This is a genomic window from Klebsiella sp. D-Nf1, assembly GCF_002810515.1.
GTDB classification, from domain to species: Bacteria; Pseudomonadota; Gammaproteobacteria; order Enterobacterales; family Enterobacteriaceae; genus Klebsiella; species Klebsiella variicola.
The window spans coordinates 580,985-602,092 of sequence record NZ_PIOK01000002.1 but is presented as its reverse complement, the minus strand read 5'-3'; the positions used below and the strand labels follow the sequence as shown (position 1 = coordinate 602,092).

20 protein-coding genes are annotated in these 21,108 nt (G+C 61.0%); 9 read left to right on the top strand and 11 right to left on the bottom strand.

What is annotated here, in order from left to right:
- Positions 1-150 precede the first annotated feature (150 nt).
- From ascF to CWM54_RS12870, 3 genes are all read left to right on the top strand, one after another.
- Entirely contained in the window at positions 151-1,593 is a 1,443-nt protein-coding gene (gene ascF, locus CWM54_RS12880; protein ID WP_100697371.1) for a PTS cellobiose/arbutin/salicin transporter subunit IIBC, read from the top strand.
- A gap of 26 nt (positions 1,594-1,619) precedes the next feature.
- The gene (locus CWM54_RS12875; protein ID WP_100697369.1) at positions 1,620-3,044 is read left to right on the top strand and encodes a 6-phospho-beta-glucosidase; all 1,425 of its coding nucleotides are present in this window, start codon (positions 1,620-1,622) and stop codon (positions 3,042-3,044) included.
- Positions 3,045-3,224: 180 nt separating this feature from the next.
- Positions 3,225-3,533 (top strand): SymE family type I addiction module toxin, encoded by a 309-nt coding sequence (locus tag CWM54_RS12870; protein WP_074387766.1) that lies wholly within the window; start codon positions 3,225-3,227, stop codon positions 3,531-3,533.
- Here CWM54_RS12870 and hycI read toward each other — a convergent pair.
- The 9 genes from hycI to hycA form a co-directional block, all read right to left on the bottom strand.
- The gene (hycI, locus tag CWM54_RS12865) at positions 3,530-4,000 is read right to left on the bottom strand and encodes a hydrogenase maturation peptidase HycI (RefSeq protein ID WP_100631370.1); all 471 of its coding nucleotides are present in this window, start codon (positions 3,998-4,000) and stop codon (positions 3,530-3,532) included. The genes CWM54_RS12870 and hycI overlap by 4 nt on opposite strands.
- Positions 3,993-4,403: a formate hydrogenlyase maturation HycH family protein gene (locus CWM54_RS12860; protein ID WP_061153554.1), complete on the bottom strand. Its 411-nt coding sequence runs from the start codon at positions 4,401-4,403 to the stop codon at positions 3,993-3,995. Before CWM54_RS12860 ends, hycI begins: the two co-directional genes overlap by 8 nt.
- Positions 4,400-5,167: an NADH-quinone oxidoreductase subunit B family protein gene (locus CWM54_RS12855; protein WP_002914891.1), complete on the bottom strand. Its 768-nt coding sequence runs from the start codon at positions 5,165-5,167 to the stop codon at positions 4,400-4,402. Before CWM54_RS12855 ends, CWM54_RS12860 begins: the two co-directional genes overlap by 4 nt.
- Complete coding sequence (locus tag CWM54_RS12850; protein ID WP_100697367.1) at positions 5,167-5,709, bottom strand: formate hydrogenlyase complex iron-sulfur subunit; 543 nt, start codon at positions 5,707-5,709, stop codon at positions 5,167-5,169. Before CWM54_RS12850 ends, CWM54_RS12855 begins: the two co-directional genes overlap by 1 nt.
- Before the next feature lie 9 nt (positions 5,710-5,718).
- Entirely contained in the window at positions 5,719-7,428 is a 1,710-nt protein-coding gene (hycE, locus tag CWM54_RS12845; RefSeq protein ID WP_004151044.1) for a formate hydrogenlyase subunit HycE, read from the bottom strand.
- A gap of 16 nt (positions 7,429-7,444) precedes the next feature.
- On the bottom strand, positions 7,445-8,368 hold the full coding sequence (locus CWM54_RS12840; protein ID WP_046882467.1) for a respiratory chain complex I subunit 1 family protein: 924 nt from the start codon (positions 8,366-8,368) through the stop codon (positions 7,445-7,447).
- 2 nt (positions 8,369-8,370) lie between these two features.
- On the bottom strand, positions 8,371-10,197 hold the full coding sequence (hycC, locus tag CWM54_RS12835) for a formate hydrogenlyase subunit 3 (protein ID WP_100680816.1): 1,827 nt from the start codon (positions 10,195-10,197) through the stop codon (positions 8,371-8,373).
- A complete protein-coding gene (locus tag CWM54_RS12830; protein WP_100680815.1) occupies positions 10,194-10,802 on the bottom strand; it encodes a 4Fe-4S dicluster domain-containing protein in 609 nt (202 codons plus the stop codon). Before CWM54_RS12830 ends, hycC begins: the two co-directional genes overlap by 4 nt.
- Before the next feature lie 82 nt (positions 10,803-10,884).
- The gene (gene hycA / locus CWM54_RS12820; protein ID WP_004205645.1) at positions 10,885-11,334 is read right to left on the bottom strand and encodes a formate hydrogenlyase regulator HycA; all 450 of its coding nucleotides are present in this window, start codon (positions 11,332-11,334) and stop codon (positions 10,885-10,887) included.
- 209 nt (positions 11,335-11,543) lie between these two features.
- Here hycA and hypA point away from each other — a divergent pair, with 209 nt between their 5' ends.
- From hypA to flhA, 6 genes are all read left to right on the top strand, one after another.
- The gene (hypA, locus tag CWM54_RS12815) at positions 11,544-11,888 is read left to right on the top strand and encodes a hydrogenase maturation nickel metallochaperone HypA (RefSeq protein WP_100697365.1); all 345 of its coding nucleotides are present in this window, start codon (positions 11,544-11,546) and stop codon (positions 11,886-11,888) included.
- Between the two features lie 3 nt (positions 11,889-11,891).
- Positions 11,892-12,764, top strand: coding sequence for a hydrogenase nickel incorporation protein HypB (gene hypB / locus CWM54_RS12810; protein WP_100697363.1), 873 nt, complete (start codon positions 11,892-11,894; stop codon positions 12,762-12,764).
- Positions 12,755-13,027, top strand: a complete 273-nt coding sequence (locus CWM54_RS12805; RefSeq protein WP_048268092.1) for a HypC/HybG/HupF family hydrogenase formation chaperone — start codon at positions 12,755-12,757, stop codon at positions 13,025-13,027. Before hypB ends, CWM54_RS12805 begins: the two co-directional genes overlap by 10 nt.
- Positions 13,027-14,148, top strand: a complete 1,122-nt coding sequence (gene hypD / locus CWM54_RS12800; protein WP_100697361.1) for a hydrogenase formation protein HypD — start codon at positions 13,027-13,029, stop codon at positions 14,146-14,148. Before CWM54_RS12805 ends, hypD begins: the two co-directional genes overlap by 1 nt.
- Positions 14,145-15,155 carry a hydrogenase expression/formation protein HypE gene (gene hypE, locus CWM54_RS12795; protein WP_008806188.1) on the top strand — a complete coding sequence of 337 codons (1,011 nt, stop codon included), beginning with the start codon at positions 14,145-14,147 and terminating at the stop codon, positions 15,153-15,155. The genes hypD and hypE overlap by 4 nt, the downstream gene beginning before the upstream one ends.
- 181 nt (positions 15,156-15,336) lie before the next feature.
- Positions 15,337-17,409, top strand: a complete 2,073-nt coding sequence (gene flhA, locus CWM54_RS12790) for a formate hydrogenlyase transcriptional activator FlhA (RefSeq protein ID WP_100697359.1) — start codon at positions 15,337-15,339, stop codon at positions 17,407-17,409.
- A 53-nt stretch (positions 17,410-17,462) separates the two neighbouring features.
- Here the strand turns inward: flhA and CWM54_RS12785 are convergent, their stop codons facing one another.
- Positions 17,463-18,863, bottom strand: coding sequence for a glycoside hydrolase family 1 protein (locus CWM54_RS12785; protein WP_060876872.1), 1,401 nt, complete (start codon positions 18,861-18,863; stop codon positions 17,463-17,465).
- Positions 18,864-18,913: 50 nt separating this feature from the next.
- Entirely contained in the window at positions 18,914-21,106 is a 2,193-nt protein-coding gene (locus CWM54_RS12780) for a CBM35 domain-containing protein (RefSeq protein ID WP_100697357.1), read from the bottom strand.
- Between the last annotated feature and the right edge of the window lie 2 nt (positions 21,107-21,108).

Genomic DNA, 21,108 nt, shown 5'->3' with positions numbered 1-21,108 from the left:
AAAATTGAGATCATATTTTTTTATTTCTTGTGCAATCAAATGAAACTCACCATGATTTTGTGGAACCGGTTTCCTATATAAACATGGTATCGCCCGGCGATGCGGCGCGGTAGCAGATCAGTACCCTATTGATAAACAGGATAAAATCCGATGTCGAAAAATTATGCAGCCCTGGCGCAACAGATAGTCGCGGCAATCGGCGGAGTCGATAACGTCGCCGCCGTGACCCACTGCATGACCCGTCTGCGCTTCGTGGTCAAAGACGACGAAAAGGTCGATAGCCCCACCCTGAAAGGCCTGACCGGGGTACTCGGCGTTGTGCGCAGCGATAACCAGTGCCAGGTGATCATCGGCAATACCGTTTCCCAGGCCTACCGCGAGGTCGTGAATCTGCTGCCTGGCGACCTGCGTCCGGCTGAGCCGCAGGGCAAAGCGCCGCTGACCCTGAAACGCATCGGCGCCGGGATCCTTGACGCGCTGATCGGTACCATGTCGCCGCTGATCCCGGCGATTATCGGCGGATCGATGGTCAAGCTGCTGGCGATGATCCTTGAGATGAGCGGCGCGTTGCCGAAAGGCTCACCGACGCTGACCCTCCTGACGCTTATCGGCGACGGCGCGTTTTTCTTCCTGCCGCTGATGGTGGCCGCCTCCGCGGCGGTGAAATTCAAAACCAATATGTCGCTGGCTATCGCCATCGCCGGGGTGCTGGTACATCCCGGGTTTATCGAATTGATGGCCAAAGCCGCCCAGGGCGAACACGTTGAATTCGCCTTTATTCCGGTTACTGCGGTGAAATACACCTACACAGTGATCCCGGCGCTAGTGATGACCTGGTGCCTGTCGTATATCGAGCGCTGGGTGGATCGCATTACCCCGGCGGTGACGAAAAACTTCCTTAAGCCGATGCTGATCGTGCTGATCGCCGCCCCGCTGGCGATCCTGCTGATTGGCCCGCTGGGTATCTGGATCGGCAGCGCCATTTCCGCGCTGGTGTATACGATCCACAGCTATCTCGGCTGGCTGTCGGTGGCGATCATGGGCGGACTGTGGCCGCTGCTGGTGATGACCGGGATGCACCGCGTCTTTACGCCAACCATCATTCAGACCATCGCCGAAACCGGCAAAGAGGGCATGGTGATGCCATCGGAGATCGGCGCCAACCTGTCGCTCGGCGGCGCTTCGCTGGCGGTGGCGTGGAAAACCAAAAACCCGGAGCTACGCCAGACGGCGTTGGCCGCCGCGGCATCGGCGATTCTGGCCGGGATTTCCGAACCGGCGCTGTACGGCGTGGCGGTGCGCCTGAAACGCCCGCTGATCGCCAGCTTAATCAGCGGCTTTATCTGCGGCGCGGTGGCGGGAATCGCCGGTCTGGCCAGCCATTCGATGGCGGCGCCGGGGCTGTTTACCAGCGTGCAGTTTTTCGATCCGGCCAATCCAATGACCCTCGTCTGGGTGTTTGGCGTGATGGCGCTGTCGGTGGTGCTGTCGTTTGCCCTGACGCTGATCCTCGGCTTTGAAGATATTCCCGTTGAACAGGCCGCTGCCGACGCCAGAGCGCGCCAGGCCCGGGCCCAGGCATCCCACGCCTGAACACACAATTGATAATGAGGTAATGCATGGCGAGTTTCCCACAGGGATTTTTATGGGGCGGCGCACTGGCCGCCAACCAGTCTGAAGGCGCTTATCTTGAAGGCGGCAAGGGGCTGACCACCGTGGATACCCTCCCCCACGGCGCCCACCGCCTGCCGGTAAAATTAGGCCTGGAGAAGCGCTTTACGCTGCGTGAAGACGAATTTTACCCCAGCCATGAGGCGATCGATTTTTACCATCGCTATAAAGAAGATATTGCCCTGATGGCCGAGATGGGGTTCAGCGTCTTTCGCACCTCCATCGCCTGGAGCCGCCTGTTCCCGCGCGGCGACGAGCAACAGCCGAATCCGCAGGGCATCGCCTTCTATCGCTCACTGTTTGAGGAGTGCAAAAAGCACGGTATTGAGCCGCTGGTCACGCTGTGTCATTTCGACGTGCCGATGCACCTGGTGATGGAGTACGGCTCCTGGCGCAACCGCAAAATGGTGGATTTTTTCAGCCACTACGCTCGCACCTGTTTTGAGGCCTTTGACGGGCTGGTGAAGTACTGGCTGACCTTCAATGAAATCAATATCATGTTGCACAGCCCCTACTCCGGCGCCGGGCTGGTGTTTGAAGAGGGAGAAAATCAGGAGCAGGTGAAGTACCAGGCCGCGCATCACGAGCTGGTGGCCAGCGCGCTGGCGACAAAGATCGCCCATGAGATTAACCCACAGAACCAGGTCGGCTGCATGCTGGCGGGCGGCAATTTCTATCCTTACTCCTGCAAGCCGGAAGATGTGTGGATGGCGCTGGAGAAGGACCGCGAAAATCTGTTCTTTATCGACGTCCAGGCACGCGGCGCCTATCCGGTGTGGGCCGCGCGGGTGTTCCGGGAAAAAGGGGTCACGATTGCGAAACAGCCGGGCGATGACGAGATCCTCAACAACACCGTCGATTTCGTCTCCTTTAGCTACTACGCTTCGCGCTGCGCCTCGGCGGAGATGAACGCCAGCAACACCAATGCCGCCAATATCGTCAAGTCGCTGAAGAACCCGCACATCCCGGCCAGCGAATGGGGCTGGGGCATCGACCCGCTGGGCCTGCGCATCACCATGAACATGATGTATGACCGCTATCAGAAACCACTGTTCCTGGTGGAAAACGGGCTTGGCGCTCGCGATGAGATCGACGCCAATGGCGACATCAACGACGACTATCGCATCAGCTACCTGCGCGAGCACATCAGGGCAATGCGCGACGCTATCGGCGACGGCATTCCGGTGCTGGGCTACACCAGCTGGGGCTGCATCGATCTGGTCTCAGCGTCAACCGGCGAGATGAGCAAGCGCTACGGCTTTGTCTATGTCGATCGCGACGATGCCGGCAACGGCACGCTGGCGCGTAAGCGTAAAAAGTCATTCTTCTGGTACCAGAAGGTGATAGCCAGCAACGGCGCCGATCTCGACTAAGCACCCTCGCCCACACGCGCCCATTTCACGCGATAAACGGGGATGGGCGTCTGCTTTCTGTTGCATCCATTACATGCTTTTTTCTCGAGCCTGATTCCAGTTTCTGGTTTGCCTCCTGTTTACAATAACTGGTATTTTATCCAGTACTTTTACAGGGGTATCTTCAGCAAGGAGCACATCATGAGCGCACAGCACCCTACCGCAGCCAGAGGGATAGCCAGGGCCATTCGCCAGTTAACCGTGGGATATGTCAGAAAACGCCATGAGGACCGCAAAACACGGGAGACGCGGCGCTACACCCGCCACGCAGCCCTGAGCCTGAACGGCGACTGGCTGGAGCAGGCGGGGTTTCCGGTCGGCACGCAGGTCAGAGTCTCGGTGTCGCCCGGGAAATTAGTGATAGAGAATCTTGAGCTGGCGCCGCCGGGAACGGGGCTCCCGGCCGGTCAGTCGTGCGCCGGCGGAGAGCCCGGTTCGCCGCTGGGTTAATCGTCTTCAGCCTCCAGCCGGGCAAAGCCGCCCTGGCCCTGCCAGCCTGCCAGCTGCTGGTACACCCGGGCAACGGCCTCTTTTACCGGCTGGGTCATCGGATAATAAAAACCGACGATATCCGGCTGAATGCCGAGGAAGATCACCTCGCCGACGTCCTCTTTCAGCTGATCGACCAGATAGTTGAGCGGCATGTTATGGGTGGTCATCATAAACATCTCGGCGATATCGTCGGGATCGATGACGCGAACGTCACCGGGGTTGAGTCCCATATCGGTGGCATCGACAATCAGCAGGCGTTCGGGGCGTAATTCGCGGATCGCCACGATGTCGTTTTCCGGCGCGCTGCCGCCGTCGATGACCACCCACTGGCCGGCCGGGTTCGCCGCGCACATCTCCGCCAGCAGCGGGCCGGCGCCGTCGTCGCCCATCATGCTGTTGCCAACACAGAGTAAAACGTCAGTCACGTAATCTCCTCACCATCAGGTAGATGGCGCTCTCCTGGTGAATATCATGCAGCATGCTGAGCAGGGTTTTGCTCCACGCCTGCTGCTGCGGGGTCTGCGCGGACTGCGCTTTATCAAAGGCGTTGGCCAGCATCGCCACATGGCTGCTGTCGATAACGATCTCGCCATACTTCGGCACGCCCTCCATTTTGCGCCGCGCGACGCTCCCGGCCTCAAGGGTGGCGATCCATGCCAGATACGCGTCCCACGGGCAGCTCAGCGCCGCCTCCAGACAGTCGATAACGCCGAGGTGGTGGCCAATCGCCAGGCTGTAATAGACCACCTGCTGCGCCTGATCCGGCGTGGCGTCGTTCTCATCAATAAATTTACGGCTCAGCTGACTGAACACCACCGTCTCGCTCATCGGATACGCGCCCCCTCGACCACCTGGTTGAGATGGGTGACGATCTCGGTCAGACGCGGATCTTTCTCCGCCTCCAGCCAGCGCAGCACCTGACTGTCGCCCTGGCCAAGCAGACGCATATAGTCGTCAGCAATCTGCCGGCCATAGCGATAGCCCGCCAGACGCCGCGCTTCGCGATCGATGCGCACCCGCAGGGGTTGCACCATATCGGCATGCAGCAGCTCGGTCGGCTGTTCGTCGAGCTCGCCCGGCAGACGAGCATGGATTTTCTGCTCCAGCAGGCCGAGCGCCATGGCGAAGCCGTACAGGGTAGCAGCGGGCGTCGGCGGGCAGCCCGGAATATAGACATCGACCGGTACGATTTTATCAGTGCCGCCCCAGACGCAGTACAGGTCGTGGAAGATGCCGCCGCTGTTGCCGCAGGCGCCGTAGGAGATACAGATCTTCGGATCCGGCGCCGACTGCCAGGCGCGCAGCGCCGGGGAGCGCATGGCGCGGGTCACCGCGCCGGTAAACAGCAGAATATCGGCATGGCGCGGCGAAGGCACCACCTTAATGCCGAAGCGTTCAGCGTCGAACAGCGGCGAAAGGGTAGCGAAGATCTCGATTTCACAGCCGTTGCAGCCGCCGCAGTCGACGCGGTAGACGTAGGCCGAACGTTTAATTTTCTTCAGCAGCGAGGCCTTCATGCTGGCGATGGATTCATCCACCGTCATCGGCACGGGAATGCCGTTTTCATCGCGCGGGCCAAGTAAAGTACTCATCAGTTGGCCTCCCTCATATGGCGGGTCAGTTCAATACGATCGGACGGCACCAGGCATTTCTGGCGCTTGCATTCCGGGCAGGTTTCGAAGCTTTCGCGGTGCAGCTCGGCGCGGGTATCGCCGTTATGCTTGAGCAGCGCGATGGCGTAGTCGATCTCCTTCTGCACCGCGAACGGACGCTGGCACTCCCGGCAGTGGCAGATAGCGAAGCGCGACTGCTGGAGGAAATCCTCTTTCTTCCACACCGCCAGCTCATACTCCGGCGACAGCTTAATCGCCGCCGTCGGGCACACCTCTTCACAGCGGCCGCAGAAGATGCAGCGCCCGAGGTTGAACTGCCACGCCAGCTGGTTAGTGGTCAGATCGGTCTCGACCGTCAGGGCGTTCGACGGGCAGGCGTTCACGCAGGCCGCGCAGCCGATACACTGCTGCGGATTGTGCTCCGGTTTGCCGCGGAAGTTTTTGTCCACCGGCATCGGCTCCAGCGGGTAGGCGTGCGTCGCGGTGCCGGTCTTAATAACTTTTTTAATAAAGGTAAACATGGCGATTCCTTATTTCAGCGGCGAGTTTTTACGCTCGATGCTGTACCGCTCCAGCTCTTTGTACGGCACCACTTTGCTCTTCTTCTTACGTACATCGACAACGGTCATGCGGTCGGTACAGGAGTAGCATGGGTCGAGGCTGCCGATGATCAGCGGCGCATCGGAAACGGTATTGCCGCGCAGCATATAGCGCAGGGTCGGCCAGTTGGCGTAGGTCGCCGCCCGGCAGCGCCAGCGGTACAGTTTCTGGTTGTCGCCGGTCATGCTCCAGTGGATATCGTCGCCGCGCGGCGCCTCGGAAAAGCCCAGTGCGAAGCGGTGCGGAATATAGGTGAACCCTTCCACCATCAGCGGGCCGCCCGGCAGGTTATCGAGACCGAAATCAATCATATTCAGCGCGGTATAAACCTCGTTGATCCGCACCTTGAGGCGAGATATCACGTCGCAGCCCTGCTCGCTGTGGACTTCCATCGGCAGCAGGCCATAACCGACAAACGGGTGGTCGGCGCGGGTGTCGCGGGCGTGGCCGCTGGCGCGAACCATCGGGCCGACGTTACTGAAGTCGCGGGCGATTTCCGGATCCAGACGGCCAATACCGACGGTACGCTGTTCCATGTTCGGCGTGCTGAGCAGCATATCCACCAGCTCCTGCACGTCGCGGCGCATCTGCTGCGCCAGCTGACGGGTCTGGATCATGTCCTCTTTCAGCAGGTCGCGGCGGATCCCGCCGATCAGGTTCAGGCCGTAGGTTTTACGTGCGCCGGTGAGAATTTCCGCCATCTTCATTGAGGTTTCGCGCACGCGGAAGAACTGCATAAAGCCAGAGTCAAAGCCGGTAAAGTGGCAGGCCAGACCGAGGTTCAGCAGGTGCGAGTGCAGGCGTTCCACCTCCAGCAGAATGGCGCGGATCATCTGCGCCCGCTCCGGCACCACGATGCCCATCGCGTTCTCCACCGAGGTGGTGTAAGCGGTACTGTGGGCGAAGCCGCAGATGCCGCACACCCGGTCCGACAGAAAGGTCACTTCGTTATAACCCATGCGGGTTTCCGCCAGCTTTTCCATCCCGCGATGGACGTAGAACAGGCGGTAGTCGGCATCGATAATGTTCTCGCCGTCAACGAACAGGCGGAAGTGGCCAGGTTCATCAGAGGTGACGTGCAGCGGGCCGATCGGCACCACGTTGTTTTTCTTGCTGCCGAGCTCGTTAATGAACTCGTAGGTTTCGGCGTCGGTGGTCGGCGCCGGACGCTGGCGATAGTCCATGCTGTCTTTGCGCAGCGGATAGAGTTCGTCCGGCCAGTCGTCCGGCAGCACCAGACGACGTTCGTCCGGCAGACCGACCGGCACCAGACCGTACATATCGCGCACTTCGCGCTCGCCCCATACCGCCGCCGGGACGCGCGGCGTCACCGACGGGTATTCCGGTTTGTTGGCATCCACTTCCACGCGCACGGTGATCCAGCATTTGGTGCCCTGCTCCATCGACAGCACGTAATAGACCGCGTAGTGGCCGTTCAGCTTGCGCTCATCGTTGCCGAACAGCACCGACAGCCAGCCCCCCTGCTGGTAGTAGAGAAACTCAACCACTTCCGGCAGGTAGTTGACCTTCACGGTGATAGTTAACTGGTCTTTGGTCTGCCAGGCTTCGTCCAGCACCACGCCCGGAAAGGCCTGGTGCAGCGCCGCAAGATAGTGTTGACCGATTTTTTCTTCAGACATGCTCAAACTCTCTTAATCACGCCACCAGCAAGGAGACGAAAGCTAAAAAGGCAAAACCAAACCCGGCCCAGGTGACGCGGGAGGTGGCACAAAAACGCAGACGCGCCATGCTGTTTTCAAACAACGCGATAATCAGCACCCCTACCACCAGCTTGACGACGGCGACCACCAGCGCCAACAGCAGGCCGCCGACGCTGAAGCTGGTCATCTGGCCCCACGGGAAAAAGACCCCGACAAACATCTGCAGCACCACCAGCTGTTTGAGGCTGATGCCCCACTTCAGGATGCCAAAGCCGCTGCCGCTGTATTCCGATAGCGGGCCCTCCTGCAGCTCCTGCTCCGCTTCCGCCAGATCGAACGGCAGTTTGCCCATCTCAATAAAGGTGGCGAAGGCGCAGGCGCACAGCGCCAGAATCAGTGGAATGCTGCGCGCCGCCGGCCAGTGGTAAAGGGTATCGGTGATGGTGCTGATATGGGTCGAGCCGGCGACCTGCGCCGCCACCCACAGGCCCAGCAGCAGGATCGGCTCCACCAGCACGCCAAGCATCGCTTCGCGACTGCTGCCCAGCGCGGTAAACGGGCTGCCGGTGTCCAGACCAGAAATGGCAAAGAAGAAACGGGCGATGGCGAACAGGTAGATCAGGGTGATGAGATCCCCGAGCACCGGCAGCGGAGAGTCCACCGTCACCACCGGCAGCGCGGTGGCGATGGTCAGCATCACGCCGACCATGACGTACGGCGTCAGGCGGAACACCCAGCCCGAGGCGTCAGGACCGACGCTCTGACGGCCCAGCAGTTTCAGGATATCGCGATACTCCTGCAGTACCCCCGGTCCGCGGCGGTTATGCAGCCGCGCGCGGGCGACGCGAACGATCCCGGACAACAGCGGCGCGACGGCAAACAGCACCAGCGCCTGTAGCAATGCAATTAACAAACTCATTCTCAGGCTCCTCGCGAAATGACAATCACCACCAGCACCGCCAGCTCAACCAGCGCGATCCCGCGCAACAGCGCTGGCGCCGAGGCCGATTGCCAGCCCGGCACCAGACGCACCGGGTTTAGCCAGTGGCGCAGCTTCAGCAGCGGCGCAAAGGCTTCTTTCACCGGCATGGCGAAGCCGTGGGCCGTCACCACCATCGACTGCTCATGGTCATACCCGCAGACCCACGCCGCGCCGCGCGAGCGCGCCGCCAGGCGATCGCCTTTAAAGAAGATCATCAGCAGGAACGGCAGCAGCGGGCAGGCGATAAGCAGCAGCGCGATCATCGGCTGCGATACCACGCTCGACACCTGGGCCTGCACCGGGAAGGCACCGCTCACCAGCGGCAGCAGCCACGGCGCGGCGATGCCGCCAACAAGGCAGAAGACCGCCGCCAGCACCACGCTCAGGGTCATCAGCCAGGGGGCGCAGGTGGCGTTCTCCGCCTCTTTCGTCCGCGGCGCGCCGAGGAAGGTCACGCCATAGACTTTCGCCATACACATCACCGCCAATGCGCCGGTGATCGCCAGGCCGACGGCCAGCAGCGGCCCCAACAGACGGCCAATAAACAGGTCGCCGGTGCTCATTTTGAAGAAGGACTGATAGATAACCCACTCGCCGGCGAAGCCGTTCAGCGGCGGCAGGGCCGCCATTGCCATCAGCCCCACCAGCATGGCGAGGGAGATCAGCGGCATTTTTTTACCAATGCCGCCCAGCTTCTCGATATCGCGATGGCCGGTACGGAACCACACCGCCCCGGCGCCAAGAAATAGCGTGGTTTTGAACAGGCTGTGGTTAATCAGGTGATACATACCGCCGATAAAGCCCAGCACCATCAGCGTGCTGTTACTGGTCGCCACGCCGGTGACGAAGGCGCCCAGCCCCAGCAGGATAATGCCGATGTTCTCCAGGGTGTGATAGGCCAGCAGACGCTGAATGTTATGCTCCATCAGGGCATACAACCCGCCGATGAAGGCGGTGATCATCCCCAGCGCCAGCAGCATGACGCCCCACCACAGCGGCGGCACGCCGCCGGCCAGCGAGACGGTCAGCATGCCGTACAGACCGACCTTCATCACCACGGTGGAAAACAGCGCGGCGGCCGGCGCACTGGCCCCGGCGTGAGCCTGCGGCGCCCAGCCGTGCAGCGGGATCGCCCCGGCCAGCAGGCCGAACCCCACCAGCCCCGGCAGCCAGAGCAGCGGGTTCTGCATCATATCCACCGCCTGGAGGTTGATCTGCGCCAGCTCGAGGGTGCCGTAGGTCGACCATACCAGCCAGCAGGTCCAGGCCATCAGCAGAGTACCGAGACGGCCCAGGACAAACCACAGCTTACCGGAGGCGGCGCAGCCGGTGAGAAACGCCGCGCAGAGCGCCATGATCTCCGCCATCACCACCAACGAACCGATATTGGTCACCACCACCGCGCAGGTGGCGGCGGCCAACAGCAGGTTGACCAACAGGCCGTTGGCCTTCACCTGCGGATGGCGATGCCAGCTAATATTGAACAGCGACACCGGCAGCGCCGACAGGCCGATGGCCAGCAGCCACAGCGCATTGACACCGCCCACCCGCATCGTCAGATGCAGAAACTGCAGCATGCCGCCGTGGATCCGTTCCGGCATCAATAGCGCTGCGCCGCCGGCAACCACCAGCATGGCGCTGGCCACTGCGCCGCCGATCCCGGCAATAGCGCCGCTGAGCGGTTTACGCATGGCAAACACAAAGGCCAGCACGGCGCTGGCGGCGTACCACATCACCGCCTGATTGACTAATCCCATTACACTCATTCCCTCTCCCCCTGTTGCGCCTGGAACAGCGACAAGTCGCCAAGGTCGGTATTAAAGGTCAGCTGGCGTTTACGCTTGCTGGCCTGGGCGATATCCCGGCTATCCACCAACAGCAGCGCGTTGGTCGGGCAGGTCCGCACGCAGGCCGGGCCCTGCTCATCGAAGTGGCAGAGGTCGCATTTCACGGCAATGGCGCGCACGCCGGGCACCCAGTCGAGCAGCGAGCTGACACGGGCCGGCGCCGGCGGCGCGGGGGGCGCCAGTCGGGTATTGGCATTGGCCGGAATATCCAGCGGACGGCTGCCGGAAAATTCGATGGCGCCAAACGGGCAGGCGATGCCGCACAGTTTGCAGCTTACACACAGGCTCTCGTTGAGCTGGACGGCGCCATCGACGCGCTGGATGGCGTTAACCGGGCAGACGGTGGCGCAGGGGGCATCTTCGCAATGGTGGCACATCTGCGGTGCCGATTCTTTTTCATTACGCATCACCTGCAGCCGCGGCATAGCCTGCAGGCCGTGCTGGCGATGCGTCTCAGAGCAGGCGGCTTCGCAGGTGCGGCAGCCGATACAGACAGTGGAGTCAGCAATTACAAAACGGTTCACCGGGTCATCCTCGGGTGAAAGTCATTTTTGACGAAATCAGGTTGCGCAGGTGTCATTTTCGACACGTGTCGACACCTCGCGATCAGTGGGTCAGGGCCAGATGGCTTAAATCCACCGGTTGGTCTTGCTCCATGGCGTCATACAGACGGTCATAGACGGTGGCGATAATCGCCAGATAGTGCTCCAGCACCTGGTCGCGGGAGCGGTTGCTGATCCGCCCGTCCACCGTGCCATCCGCCGCCAGCGTGGCCTGAGCAATCAGGTACTTATCACCGCCGCCTTTGTTTTCGACGTAGTATTCGATGGTGTGGCTGTTAAAGCCTTCCGCCAGCGCGACAAACACCTGAAAATGGCCGAACAGCACGAAGCACAGCTCTTTATCCGGCGCGCAGCTCATCGCATGATGCAGGCGGGCCTTAGACAGGGTGATCCCCTGAACCAGCGAGTTACAGTAGATGTGCCACTGCTCCTGCTGCTGCCGGTGACGGTCGGCGATGTAATCCGCCTTTTCACTTATTTCCCAAATAGTCATATCGGTTTCTCCGTAGCATGAGATGCACCCTCTAAGCATTTTTCATGCCAGTTTTTATTTAATTGATTTAACTATGTTTTTGTATTCATCCCTGCCGACGCGACATGTCGATGACAGCCCCGGGGCGTCGACATCGACATCGACGGCCACGATGATTTCATTCTGGCATCGTTATTGCATATAAGGCGCATCGCGATACGGAGGCGACTATGCACGAAATCACCCTCAGCCAGCGGGCGCTGGAAATTATTGAACAACAGGCGCAGCAGGCCGGCGCGCGACGGGTGACCGGCGTGTGGCTCAAGGTCGGCGCATTTTCCTGCGTGGAAGCCAGCGCCCTGACCTTCTGCTTTGAGCTGGTCTGCCGCGGCACGCTGGCGGAGGGGTGCGAACTGCATATCGCCGAACAAGAGGCTGAATGCTGGTGCGAACGCTGCCAGCAGTATGTCCATCTTGTCTCGCAGCACGTCCGCCGCTGCCCGCTCTGCAATAACGACCAGCTACAGATCGTGGCGGATGACGGCTTACAGATTCAGCGTTTAGAACTGGAGTAAATTATGTGTACAACATGCGGCTGTGGCGAAGGCAACCTCTATATTGAAGGAGACGAACGAAACCCGCATTCCGCGTTCCGCAGCGCCCCCTTCGCGCCCGCCCCACGCCAGACGATGATCATCACCGGTGTGAAAACCGACCACTTCGCCCCCACCCGCACGCCAGAGGGCGACCTGCATTACGGCCATGGCGAGGCTGGGACTCACGCCCCGGGGCAGAGCCAGCGGCGGATGCTGGAAGTGGAGATCGACGTGCTGGATAAAAACAACCGTCTGGCGGCGCGCAACCGCGCACGCTTTGCGGCGAAACAGCAGCTGGTGCTGAATCTGGTTTCCAGTCCCGGCTCCGGCAAAACCACCCTGCTGACCGAAACCCTCACCCGGCTGAAAGGACGTGCCGACTGCGCGGTGATTGAAGGCGATCAGCAAACGGTCAATGACGCCGCCCGCATTCGCGCCACCGGCACCCCGGCGATTCAGGTCAATACCGGGAAAGGCTGCCATCTCGACGCCCAGATGATCGCCGACGCCGCCCCGCGCCTGCCGCTGGCTGACCACGGCATTCTGTTTATCGAAAACGTCGGCAACCTGGTCTGCCCGGCCAGCTTTGATCTCGGCGAACGCCATAAGGTGGCGGTGCTGTCGGTCACCGAAGGCGAAGACAAACCGCTGAAATACCCACATATGTTTGCCGCCGCCAGCCTGATGCTGCTCAACAAAGTCGACCTGCTGCCGTATCTCAATTTCGACGTTGAGAAGTGCCTGGCCTGCGCCCGCGAGGTCAATCCGCATATTGAGATTATCCTCCTCTCGGCCACCAGCGGCGAAGGCATGGATCAGTGGCTCACCTGGCTGGAGACGCAGCGATGTGCATAGGCATTCCGGGACAAATTTGCGCCATCGACGGCGTGCTGGCGAAAGTGGAAGTCTGCGGCATTCAGCGCGACGTCGACCTGACGCTGGTCGGCGCCGTTGACGAGCAGGGTCAGCCGCGGCTCGGCCAGTGGGTGCTGGTGCACGTTGGGTTCGCCATGAGCGTGATCAATGAAGCCGAAGCGCGCGATACCCTCGACGCGCTGCAAAATATGTTCGATGTGGAGCCGGACGTCGGCGCGCTGCTGTACGGCGAGGAGCGATAATGCGTTACGTTGACGAATACCGCGCCCCCGAACAGGTGATGCAGCTGGTGGCGCATCTTCAGCAGCGTGCGCGTCTGCTGCCGCACACCGCCGCGCGACCGCTACGCATCATGGAGGTCTGCGGCGGCCATACTCATGCCATTTTTAAATTCGGTCTCGACCAGCTGTTGCCGGAGAATATCGAATTTATTCATGGGCCAGGCTGCCCGGTGTGCGTCCTGCCGATGGGGCGCATCGATGCCTGCATTGAGATTGCCAGTCGTCCAGGGGTCATCTTCTGCACCTTTGGCGACGCCATGCGCGTGCCAGGTAAAAACGGCTCGCTGCTGCAGGCGAAATCCCGCGGCGCCGATGTCCGCATCGTTTACTCGCCGATGGACGCCCTGCGGCTGGCGCAGCAAAACCCGCAGCGTGAGGTGGTCTTTTTCGGCCTCGGTTTCGAAACTACCATGCCCGCCACCGCCCTCACCCTGCGTCAGGCGCGAGAGCGCAACGTCGATAACTTCTACTTTTTCTGCCAGCACATCACCCTGCTGCCGACCCTGCGCAGCCTGCTGGATCAACCGGACAACAGTATCGACGCCTTTCTCGCCCCGGGCCACGTCAGTATGGTGATCGGCACCGAGGCCTACGGCTTTATTGCCAGCGACTATCATCGTCCTTTAGTGGTCGCTGGTTTCGAACCGCTTGATCTACTGCAAGGCGCGGTGATGCTGGTTGAGCAGACAATAGCGCAGCGCAGCGACGTGGAAAATCAGTACCGTCGCGTGGTGCCGGACGCCGGCAACCCGCTGGCGCAGGCGGCGATGGCCGACGTCTTTCGCCTGGATGGCGACAGCGAATGGCGCGGCCTGGGGGTCATCAGTGACTCCGGCGTGCAGCTTACGCCAGCCTATCAGCGCTTCGATGCCGAGGCGCATTTCCGCCCGGCGCCGCAGCGCGTGTGCGACGACCCGCGCGCCCGCTGCGGCGAGGTGCTGACCGGCCGCTGTAAACCGTACCAGTGCCCGCTCTTCGCCCGCACCTGCAATCCGCAAAGCGCCTTTGGCGCGCTGATGGTCTCCTCAGAAGGGGCCTGCGCCGCCTGGTATCAATATCGCAGTCAGGAAAATGAAGCATGAAAAGCGTCCAGTTAGCCCACGGTAGCGGCGGTCAGGCAATGCAGCAGCTGATCGGCGACCTGTTTATGCAGGCCTTCGCCAACCCCTGGCTGGCGGAGCAGGAGGATCAGGCGCGCCTCGATCTGGCGGCGCTCGCCGCCCAGGGGGACCGACTCGCCTTCTCCACCGACAGCTACGTGATTGACCCGCTGTTCTTTCCCGGCGGCAATATCGGCAAGCTGGCCGTCTGCGGTACCGCCAACGATGTGGCGGTCAGCGGCGCCATCCCCCGCTATCTTTCCTGCGGCTTTATTCTCGAAGAGGGGCTGGAGATGGCCACCCTGGAAGCGGTGGTCGCCAGCATGGCCGACACCGCCCGGGCGGCAGGGATCGCCATCGTCACCGGCGACACTAAAGTGGTGCCGCGCGGCGCGGCGGATAAGCTGTTTATTAACACCGCCGGCATCGGCGCCATCCCGGCGGACGTTCGCTGGGGGACGCAGCAGATTAGCGCCGGTGATGTGCTACTGGTCAGCGGCACGCTGGGGGATCATGGCGCCACCATCCTTAACCTGCGCGAGCAGATGGGGCTGGACGGCGCGCTGTCGAGCGATTGCGCGGTGCTGACGCCGCTTATCCAGACCCTGCGGCCACTGAGCGGGGTGAAAGCCCTGCGCGACGCCACCCGCGGCGGGGTCAATGCCGTCGCCCATGAGTTCGCCGCCGCCAGCGGCTGCGGCATCGAACTGCAGGAGGCAACGCTGCCGGTCAACGATACGGTGCGTGGGGTCTGCGAGCTGCTTGGGCTGGACGCGCTGAACTTCGCCAACGAAGGCAAACTGGTGCTCGCCGTCGCCCGCGAGGCCGCGGAAAACGTGCTGGCGCATTTGCGGTCTCACCCACTGGGACGCGATGCGGCGATAATCGGCGAAGTGGTCGACCGCCCGGGCGTGCGTTCCGTTGGGCTGTACGGCGTGAAGCGTACGCTCGATCTTCCCCACGCCGAGCCGCTGCCGAGAATTTGTTAACGACGGCGTCGGGCCCCGGATAGCGGCTGGCGCCTTATCCGGGCTACAAAACTGCGCGCACATGTAGCCCGGCTAAGCGCCAGCCGGGGTTAAAGCGGCAATAACCGCTTTATTAACATACTATTATTTGTACCATCATTTTCTTATGCGCCACGTTGTCGGCGCGTTTTGGACGTAAGCAATGTCGTATACACCGATGAGCGATCTCGGCCAGCAAGGGCTGTTCGATATCACCCGGCTTTTATTACAGCAGCCCGATCTGGCCGCGCTGAGCGAAACTCTCACCCGCCTGGTGCAACAGTCTGCGCTCGCCGACGAGGCGGCCATCATCCTGTGGAACGCGGGTAACCACCGCGCGGCCAGGTACGCCTGCGATGAAGCCGGCCACCCGGTGAGCTACGAGGACGAAACCGTGCTGGCCCACGGTCCGGTGCGCCGCTTACTCTCCCGGCCGGATGCGCTGCATTGCGACCACGAGACCTTTGCCGACACCTGGCCGCAGCTTATCCGCAGCGGGCTCTATCGCCCGTTCGGGTACTACTCTCTGCTGCCGCTGGCGGCTGATGGGCGGATCTTCGGCGGCTGTGAATTTCTGCGCCGTGACAACCGGCCGTGGAGCGAGAAAGAGTTCCAGCGGCTGCATACCTTCACGCAGATCGTCGCCGTCGTCACCGAGCAAATTCAGAACCGGGTCAGCAATAACGTCGATTACGATCTGCTGTGCCACGAGCGCGACAACTTTCGCATCCTGGTGGCGATCACCAACGCGGTGCTCTCACGCCTGGATATCGACGAGCTGGTCAGCGAGGTGGCGAAAGAGATCCATCGCTACTTCCGGATCGATGCCATCAGCGTGGTGCTGCGCAGCGACCGCAAAGGGAAGCTCAACATCTATTCCACGCATTATCTTGACGCCAGCCATCCGGTCCACGACCAGAGCGAGGTGGACGAAGCCGGCACCCTCACCGAGCGCGTATTCAAAAGCAAAGAGATGCTGCTGCTCAACCTGCACGAGCATGACACCCTCGCGCCGTATGAGAAAATGCTCTTCGAGATGTGGGGCAATAAGATCCAGACCCTGTGCCTGCTGCCGCTGATGTCCGGCAATACCCTGCTCGGGGTGCTAAAGCTGGCGCAGTGCGACGAACAGGTCTTCACCACCACCAATCTCAAGCTACTGCGGCAGATCGCCGAGCGGGTGTCGATCGCTATCGATAACGCCCTCGCCTACCGCGAAATTCAGCGCCTGAAAGAGCGGCTGGTGGATGAGAACCTCGCCCTCACCGAGCAGCTCAATAATGTCGAGAGCGAATTCGGCGAGATCATCGGCCGCAGCGAGGCGATGAACAATGTGCTCAAGCAGGTCGAGATGGTCGCCCACAGCGACAGCACCGTGCTGATCCTCGGCGAAACCGGCACCGGTAAAGAGCTTATCGCCCGCGCCATCCACAACCTCAGCGGGCGTAACGGTCGACGGATGGTGAAGATGAACTGCGCCGCGATGCCCGCCGGGCTGCTGGAGAGCGATCTGTTCGGCCACGAACGCGGCGCGTTCACCGGGGCCAGCGCCCAGCGTATCGGCCGCTTCGAGCTGGCGGACAAAAGCTCCCTGTTCCTTGATGAAGTGGGCGATATGCCGCTGGAGCTACAGCCCAAACTGCTGCGCGTCCTCCAGGAGCAGGAGTTCGAACGTCTGGGGAGCAACAAGCTGATCCAGACCGACGTCCGGCTGATCGCCGCCACCAACCGCGATCTCAAGCAGATGGTTATCGACAGGGAATTCCGCAGCGATCTCTACTATCGGCTCAACGTGTTCCCCATCCACCTGCCGCCGTTGCGCGAGCGCCCCGACGATATCCCGCTGCTGGTGAAGGCGTTTACCTTTAAAATCGCCCGCCGCATGGGGCGCAACATCGACAGTATTCCGGCGGAAACCCTGCGCACCCTGACGCGGATGGAGTGGCCGGGCAACGTGCGCGAGCTGGAAAACGTCATCGAACGGGCGGTGTTACTCACCCGCGGCAACGTGCTGCAGCTCTCCCTGCCGGAGCTGGATATCGTGGAAGCCCCGCGGGCGCCGGCGGTCCTGCCTGAGGAAGGTGAGGATGAATATCAGCTGATCGTCCGGGTGCTGAAGGAGAGCAACGGCGTGGTGGCCGGGCCGAAAGGCGCCGCCCAGCGGCTGGGGCTCAAGCGCACCACGCTCCTGTCGCGCATGAAGCGGCTGGGTATTAATAAAGACGAACTGGTGTAACCTCGCGCGCTCCCCCTTTCCGCGCCGGTGAGAGGGAGCGCTGGCGCAGCGCGCTATTTATCGCTGGTAAAACCGTTGCTGGTCGCCAGTTCGGCAAACCACAGCGCATTGCGTTTTATCTGTCGCTCGCCGGTCTCCAGATCCAGTCGCCAGAAGCCGTAGCGCCGTTTGAAGGCATTGATCCACGACCAGTTGTCGATAAACGTCCACTGGTGCACGCCAAAGCAGTTCGCGCCGTCGGCTATCGCCCGATGCAGCTGCACCAGATGCTCCTCCATCAGCTGGATGCGGAAAGTATCGTCTATCACCCCGTCCGCCCCGGGCTCGCCCTCTGATTGTCGATCCATCGCGATGCCGATTTCCGCGAGATACCACTTAATATTGCCGTAGTTATCGCGAATATTGGCGGCAATGTCATAGATCGCCTGCGGCAGGATCTCGTTGTTATCACGATAAGGATTAAAGCGGCCCTGCGGGTTCACCGCGTTTTCGAAATAGTATTCCGGGGTGAAATAATCGAGGTCATATTCGCTCTCACGCGCTTTTACCCGCCGCGGCACGTAATAGTTTACCCCAAGAAAATCGATATCCGCGCTGAGGATCAACGCCGCGTCGTCTTTGCTGGTCGTCGGCAGGCAGTCGTGGGCGGCAAGGATCTCGCACAGCGCTTTGGGGAATTCATGTTTTACCAGCGGGTCAAGGAAGCTGCGGTTAAAAAACAGGTCGGCATACCCGGCGGCTTTTTTATCCGCGTCGCTGTCGGTGAGGGTATAGCTCGGGGTCAGGTTGAGCACCACGCCGATCTCGCCCGCCAGCGCCAGTTCACGATAAGCCGTTACCGCTTTGGCGTGCGCCAGCATAATGTTAAACGCCACCTGCGCCGCCAGCCGGCCATCTTTCTTACATGGATAGTGGAAGTCGTACAGGTAGCCTCCCTCAACCGGCACAATCGGCTCGTTGAAGGTTATCCAGTATTTAACCTTATGGCCAAACAGGCTAAAGGCGGTGCGGGCAAAGCGGGCAAACAGCTCGGCTACGTGCGCCGATTCAAAGCCGCCGTACTGTTTCTGCAGCGCTTCCGGCATATCAAAGTGGTAGAGATTGATCATCGGCTCAATGCCGTTGGCGCTCATCTCATCCAGATAGGCATGATAAAAACGCACCGCGTCCGGATCCGGCGCGCCGGTTTCCAAATCAGCGATCAGTCGTGACCACTGTATCGAGGTACGAAATGAGTTGAAGCCGGTCTGTTTCATCAGCGCCACGTCCTGCGGATACTGATGATAAGTATCACACACGGTTTGCGGCCCTACCTGCTGATAAAATCGCTCCGGCTGTTCGGCAAACCAACTGTCCCAGATGGAACGATGGCGCTTATTGGTGACTCCTTCCGTTTGCGGGCCGGACGCCGCCGCCCCCCACAGGAACCCTTGCGGAAACTGATACTGCTGCATAACCTCTCCTTCGAAAAAAGGCTGCGCCCGTCTGGCGCAGCCTGAACGTACTACTCAGCGACCACTTCGATCGATTTAATGAACATATAGCCCCAGTCGCCGGCGAAGCGGCCGAAGTCAATCTGATTAGTCCCCGCGTTAAGCGTCACCGGTATCCGCAGCTGTTGGCCCTGCTCATCCGTCTGCGGGAAGGCCACGGCCTGCGGAGCGTCCCCGTTGACGACAAACGAGTTCTGCTTACCGCCCCATTTGCCGTTGAAGGTCACATTGAGCAGGAACTGACCGCTCCACGGCGCCTGCACCTGCCAGCTGACCTTATCCCCCTCGTTGGCGAATGGGCCGAGGAAGCCGTCCTCGCCAACTGTCAGCGCGTCTTTTTCACTCTTCATTACCGTCAGCCGCCCCTCAGCCACGCCATAAACTTCGCCGTGATAACGACAGAAATCCGCTGGCGCTTTCCCCGCCGCTTCGCCCACCGTCACGGTCACGGTTTTGCTGCTTTTCAACAGCCCATCGTCCGCCGTGAACGTCAGCGCATAGGTACCTGGCGCCGTAAACCAGGCCCGGGATTGAGCCCGATCGGCATGGCAGAAATGCACCTGGCCATCGCCGGCGTGCTGCCAGCCCACCTTAACCTCTCGCGACGGCAGGCCATCGTCCTGCCAGCTGGCCGTAAGCTCGACGCCCTGGTCCTGCGTGGTGGTTAGGGCCGGTTCCAGCGTGACAACCGGCGGCTGATTCTCCTCGCTATGCTGCACGCTAATCACATTGGAAGGAGCCGAACGACCGCTCTCGTTTTTCGCTGTCACCCGGTAGTAGTACGTATGCCCGAGCTGAAGCTGACGATAATCGTCGCGGAACAGAACCATGGTTTCCGGGTTCCATTCGTTAACGCCATCGGAGATATCCCGGCCCACCACCGTCCACGGCCCGGTCGGCGAGTCGGCGCGTTCAACATCGTAGCTGCGTCCCACCGCGGCTCCCATCCAGTTGATCGCGAAGGGCGAGGTGGTCTCGCGCAGCAAAGGCGCGTCCGGCTTCGGCAGCGGCGCCATCGTCTGCTGCCCAGCCATCTGCGCCGCGGCCGTGCGCACCAGATCGACCACCGCCTGCTCCTGGTTCGCTTCGCCTTCTTTGGCAAACCCCGGCAGGTGGTAGCTGTAGTGCCCGGTCGACTCCTTATGCCAGTAGAAGCCGCCGTCGTGACGATGGCCGCGAAAGCCCCAGATAAGCCCGCCGGCGGCTTGCGCCCCGTTGACCTCGCTGTGAACAATCGACTGCATAATGGCGTTCAGTTGATCCGCCGGCAGCAGGCCAAACTCGCCGACGAGATAGACTTTTTGCCCGCCGACGGCGCGCAGATCCTGCGTCACCTGCCCGGGATGGTTATTATCGGCATTGGTGTAATAGTGATTGCTGACGATATCCACATTGGGGTCGGTCAACGCAAACGGATTAATTTTCTTATAGGTGCCATCCACCACCAACTGATGAGGGGCCCACTTTTTAATCCACGCCGCGGTCTGATGCAGGAAATCGGCGTTGGTATCCTCCAGCTCGTTACCGGTTTCCCAGGCCATGATCGCCTTTTCATCATAATAGGCGCGGCCGGTGACAGTATTTGTCCGGGTGATAACCTGGCGGATCACATCCAGATAGGCTTTGAAGGTCTTGCTATCGGTCCGATAAAAGTCTTCCGCTTTTTCATGGTAGAACGCCGCCAGCTGCTCGCGCCCGCCCCACCACCACCAATGGTCGATAAACGGCAGGATCAGACGCAATCCCTGTTTATCCGCTTCGGCAATCATGTTGTCATACACCTGCATGGCTTTTTCATTCAGCCGCGGCATGCCGTCCGCCGTTTCCGGCGCCAGAATATGGGTCTCGCGCCCGCAGGCTTTATCAAATTCCTGCTGTACCGACAGCACGTAGACGCGCTGGGCTTTCGCCCCGGTTTGCACCATCGCCTGGATCCAGTTTTGCTGCTCCTGCGCCGTTGGCCATTTAAAGTATTGTCCCCAGCCGCGCGGGTCTGCTCTGCAGGGGCCACGGGCGTCGTCTTCAATGCGGTGCAGTTCCGGCGCGTGGATCCCGGCGAAACGAAACACCTTGTCGCCGTCCTTGAGGGCGGCGCCATCGCGAGTGATAAAGTGCGTAAAGTGCGAGCGCTCGGCGGCCAGCGCCCCGCCGGCTCCCAGCGCGGACAGCAGCCCCATCAGCAGCAGGTTTTTCATCGGCTTCATCG

What these genes read in the sequence shown, in the direction of transcription:
- CWM54_RS12805 (WP_048268092.1), top strand. Translation starts at nt 12,755, where the DNA reads ATGTGCATAGGCATTCCGGGACAAATTTGCGCCATCGACGGCGTGCTG.
- ascF (WP_100697371.1), top strand. Translation starts at nt 151, where the DNA reads ATGTCGAAAAATTATGCAGCCCTGGCGCAACAGATAGTCGCGGCAATC.
- hycC (WP_100680816.1), bottom strand. Translation starts at nt 10,197, where the DNA reads ATGAGTGTAATGGGATTAGTCAATCAGGCGGTGATGTGGTACGCCGCC.
- CWM54_RS12850 (WP_100697367.1), bottom strand. Translation starts at nt 5,709, where the DNA reads ATGTTTACCTTTATTAAAAAAGTTATTAAGACCGGCACCGCGACGCAC.
- hycE (WP_004151044.1), bottom strand. Translation starts at nt 7,428, where the DNA reads ATGTCTGAAGAAAAAATCGGTCAACACTATCTTGCGGCGCTGCACCAG.
- CWM54_RS12875 (WP_100697369.1), top strand. Translation starts at nt 1,620, where the DNA reads ATGGCGAGTTTCCCACAGGGATTTTTATGGGGCGGCGCACTGGCCGCC.
- hypD (WP_100697361.1), top strand. Translation starts at nt 13,027, where the DNA reads ATGCGTTACGTTGACGAATACCGCGCCCCCGAACAGGTGATGCAGCTG.
- hypE (WP_008806188.1), top strand. Translation starts at nt 14,145, where the DNA reads ATGAAAAGCGTCCAGTTAGCCCACGGTAGCGGCGGTCAGGCAATGCAG.
- CWM54_RS12870 (WP_074387766.1), top strand. Translation starts at nt 3,225, where the DNA reads ATGAGCGCACAGCACCCTACCGCAGCCAGAGGGATAGCCAGGGCCATT.
- flhA (WP_100697359.1), top strand. Translation starts at nt 15,337, where the DNA reads ATGTCGTATACACCGATGAGCGATCTCGGCCAGCAAGGGCTGTTCGAT.
- hycA (WP_004205645.1), bottom strand. Translation starts at nt 11,334, where the DNA reads ATGACTATTTGGGAAATAAGTGAAAAGGCGGATTACATCGCCGACCGT.
- CWM54_RS12855 (WP_002914891.1), bottom strand. Translation starts at nt 5,167, where the DNA reads ATGAGTACTTTACTTGGCCCGCGCGATGAAAACGGCATTCCCGTGCCG.
- CWM54_RS12860 (WP_061153554.1), bottom strand. Translation starts at nt 4,403, where the DNA reads ATGAGCGAGACGGTGGTGTTCAGTCAGCTGAGCCGTAAATTTATTGAT.
- hypA (WP_100697365.1), top strand. Translation starts at nt 11,544, where the DNA reads ATGCACGAAATCACCCTCAGCCAGCGGGCGCTGGAAATTATTGAACAA.
- hypB (WP_100697363.1), top strand. Translation starts at nt 11,892, where the DNA reads ATGTGTACAACATGCGGCTGTGGCGAAGGCAACCTCTATATTGAAGGA.
- CWM54_RS12785 (WP_060876872.1), bottom strand. Translation starts at nt 18,863, where the DNA reads ATGCAGCAGTATCAGTTTCCGCAAGGGTTCCTGTGGGGGGCGGCGGCG.
- CWM54_RS12780 (WP_100697357.1), bottom strand. Translation starts at nt 21,106, where the DNA reads ATGAAGCCGATGAAAAACCTGCTGCTGATGGGGCTGCTGTCCGCGCTG.
- CWM54_RS12840 (WP_046882467.1), bottom strand. Translation starts at nt 8,368, where the DNA reads ATGAGTTTGTTAATTGCATTGCTACAGGCGCTGGTGCTGTTTGCCGTC.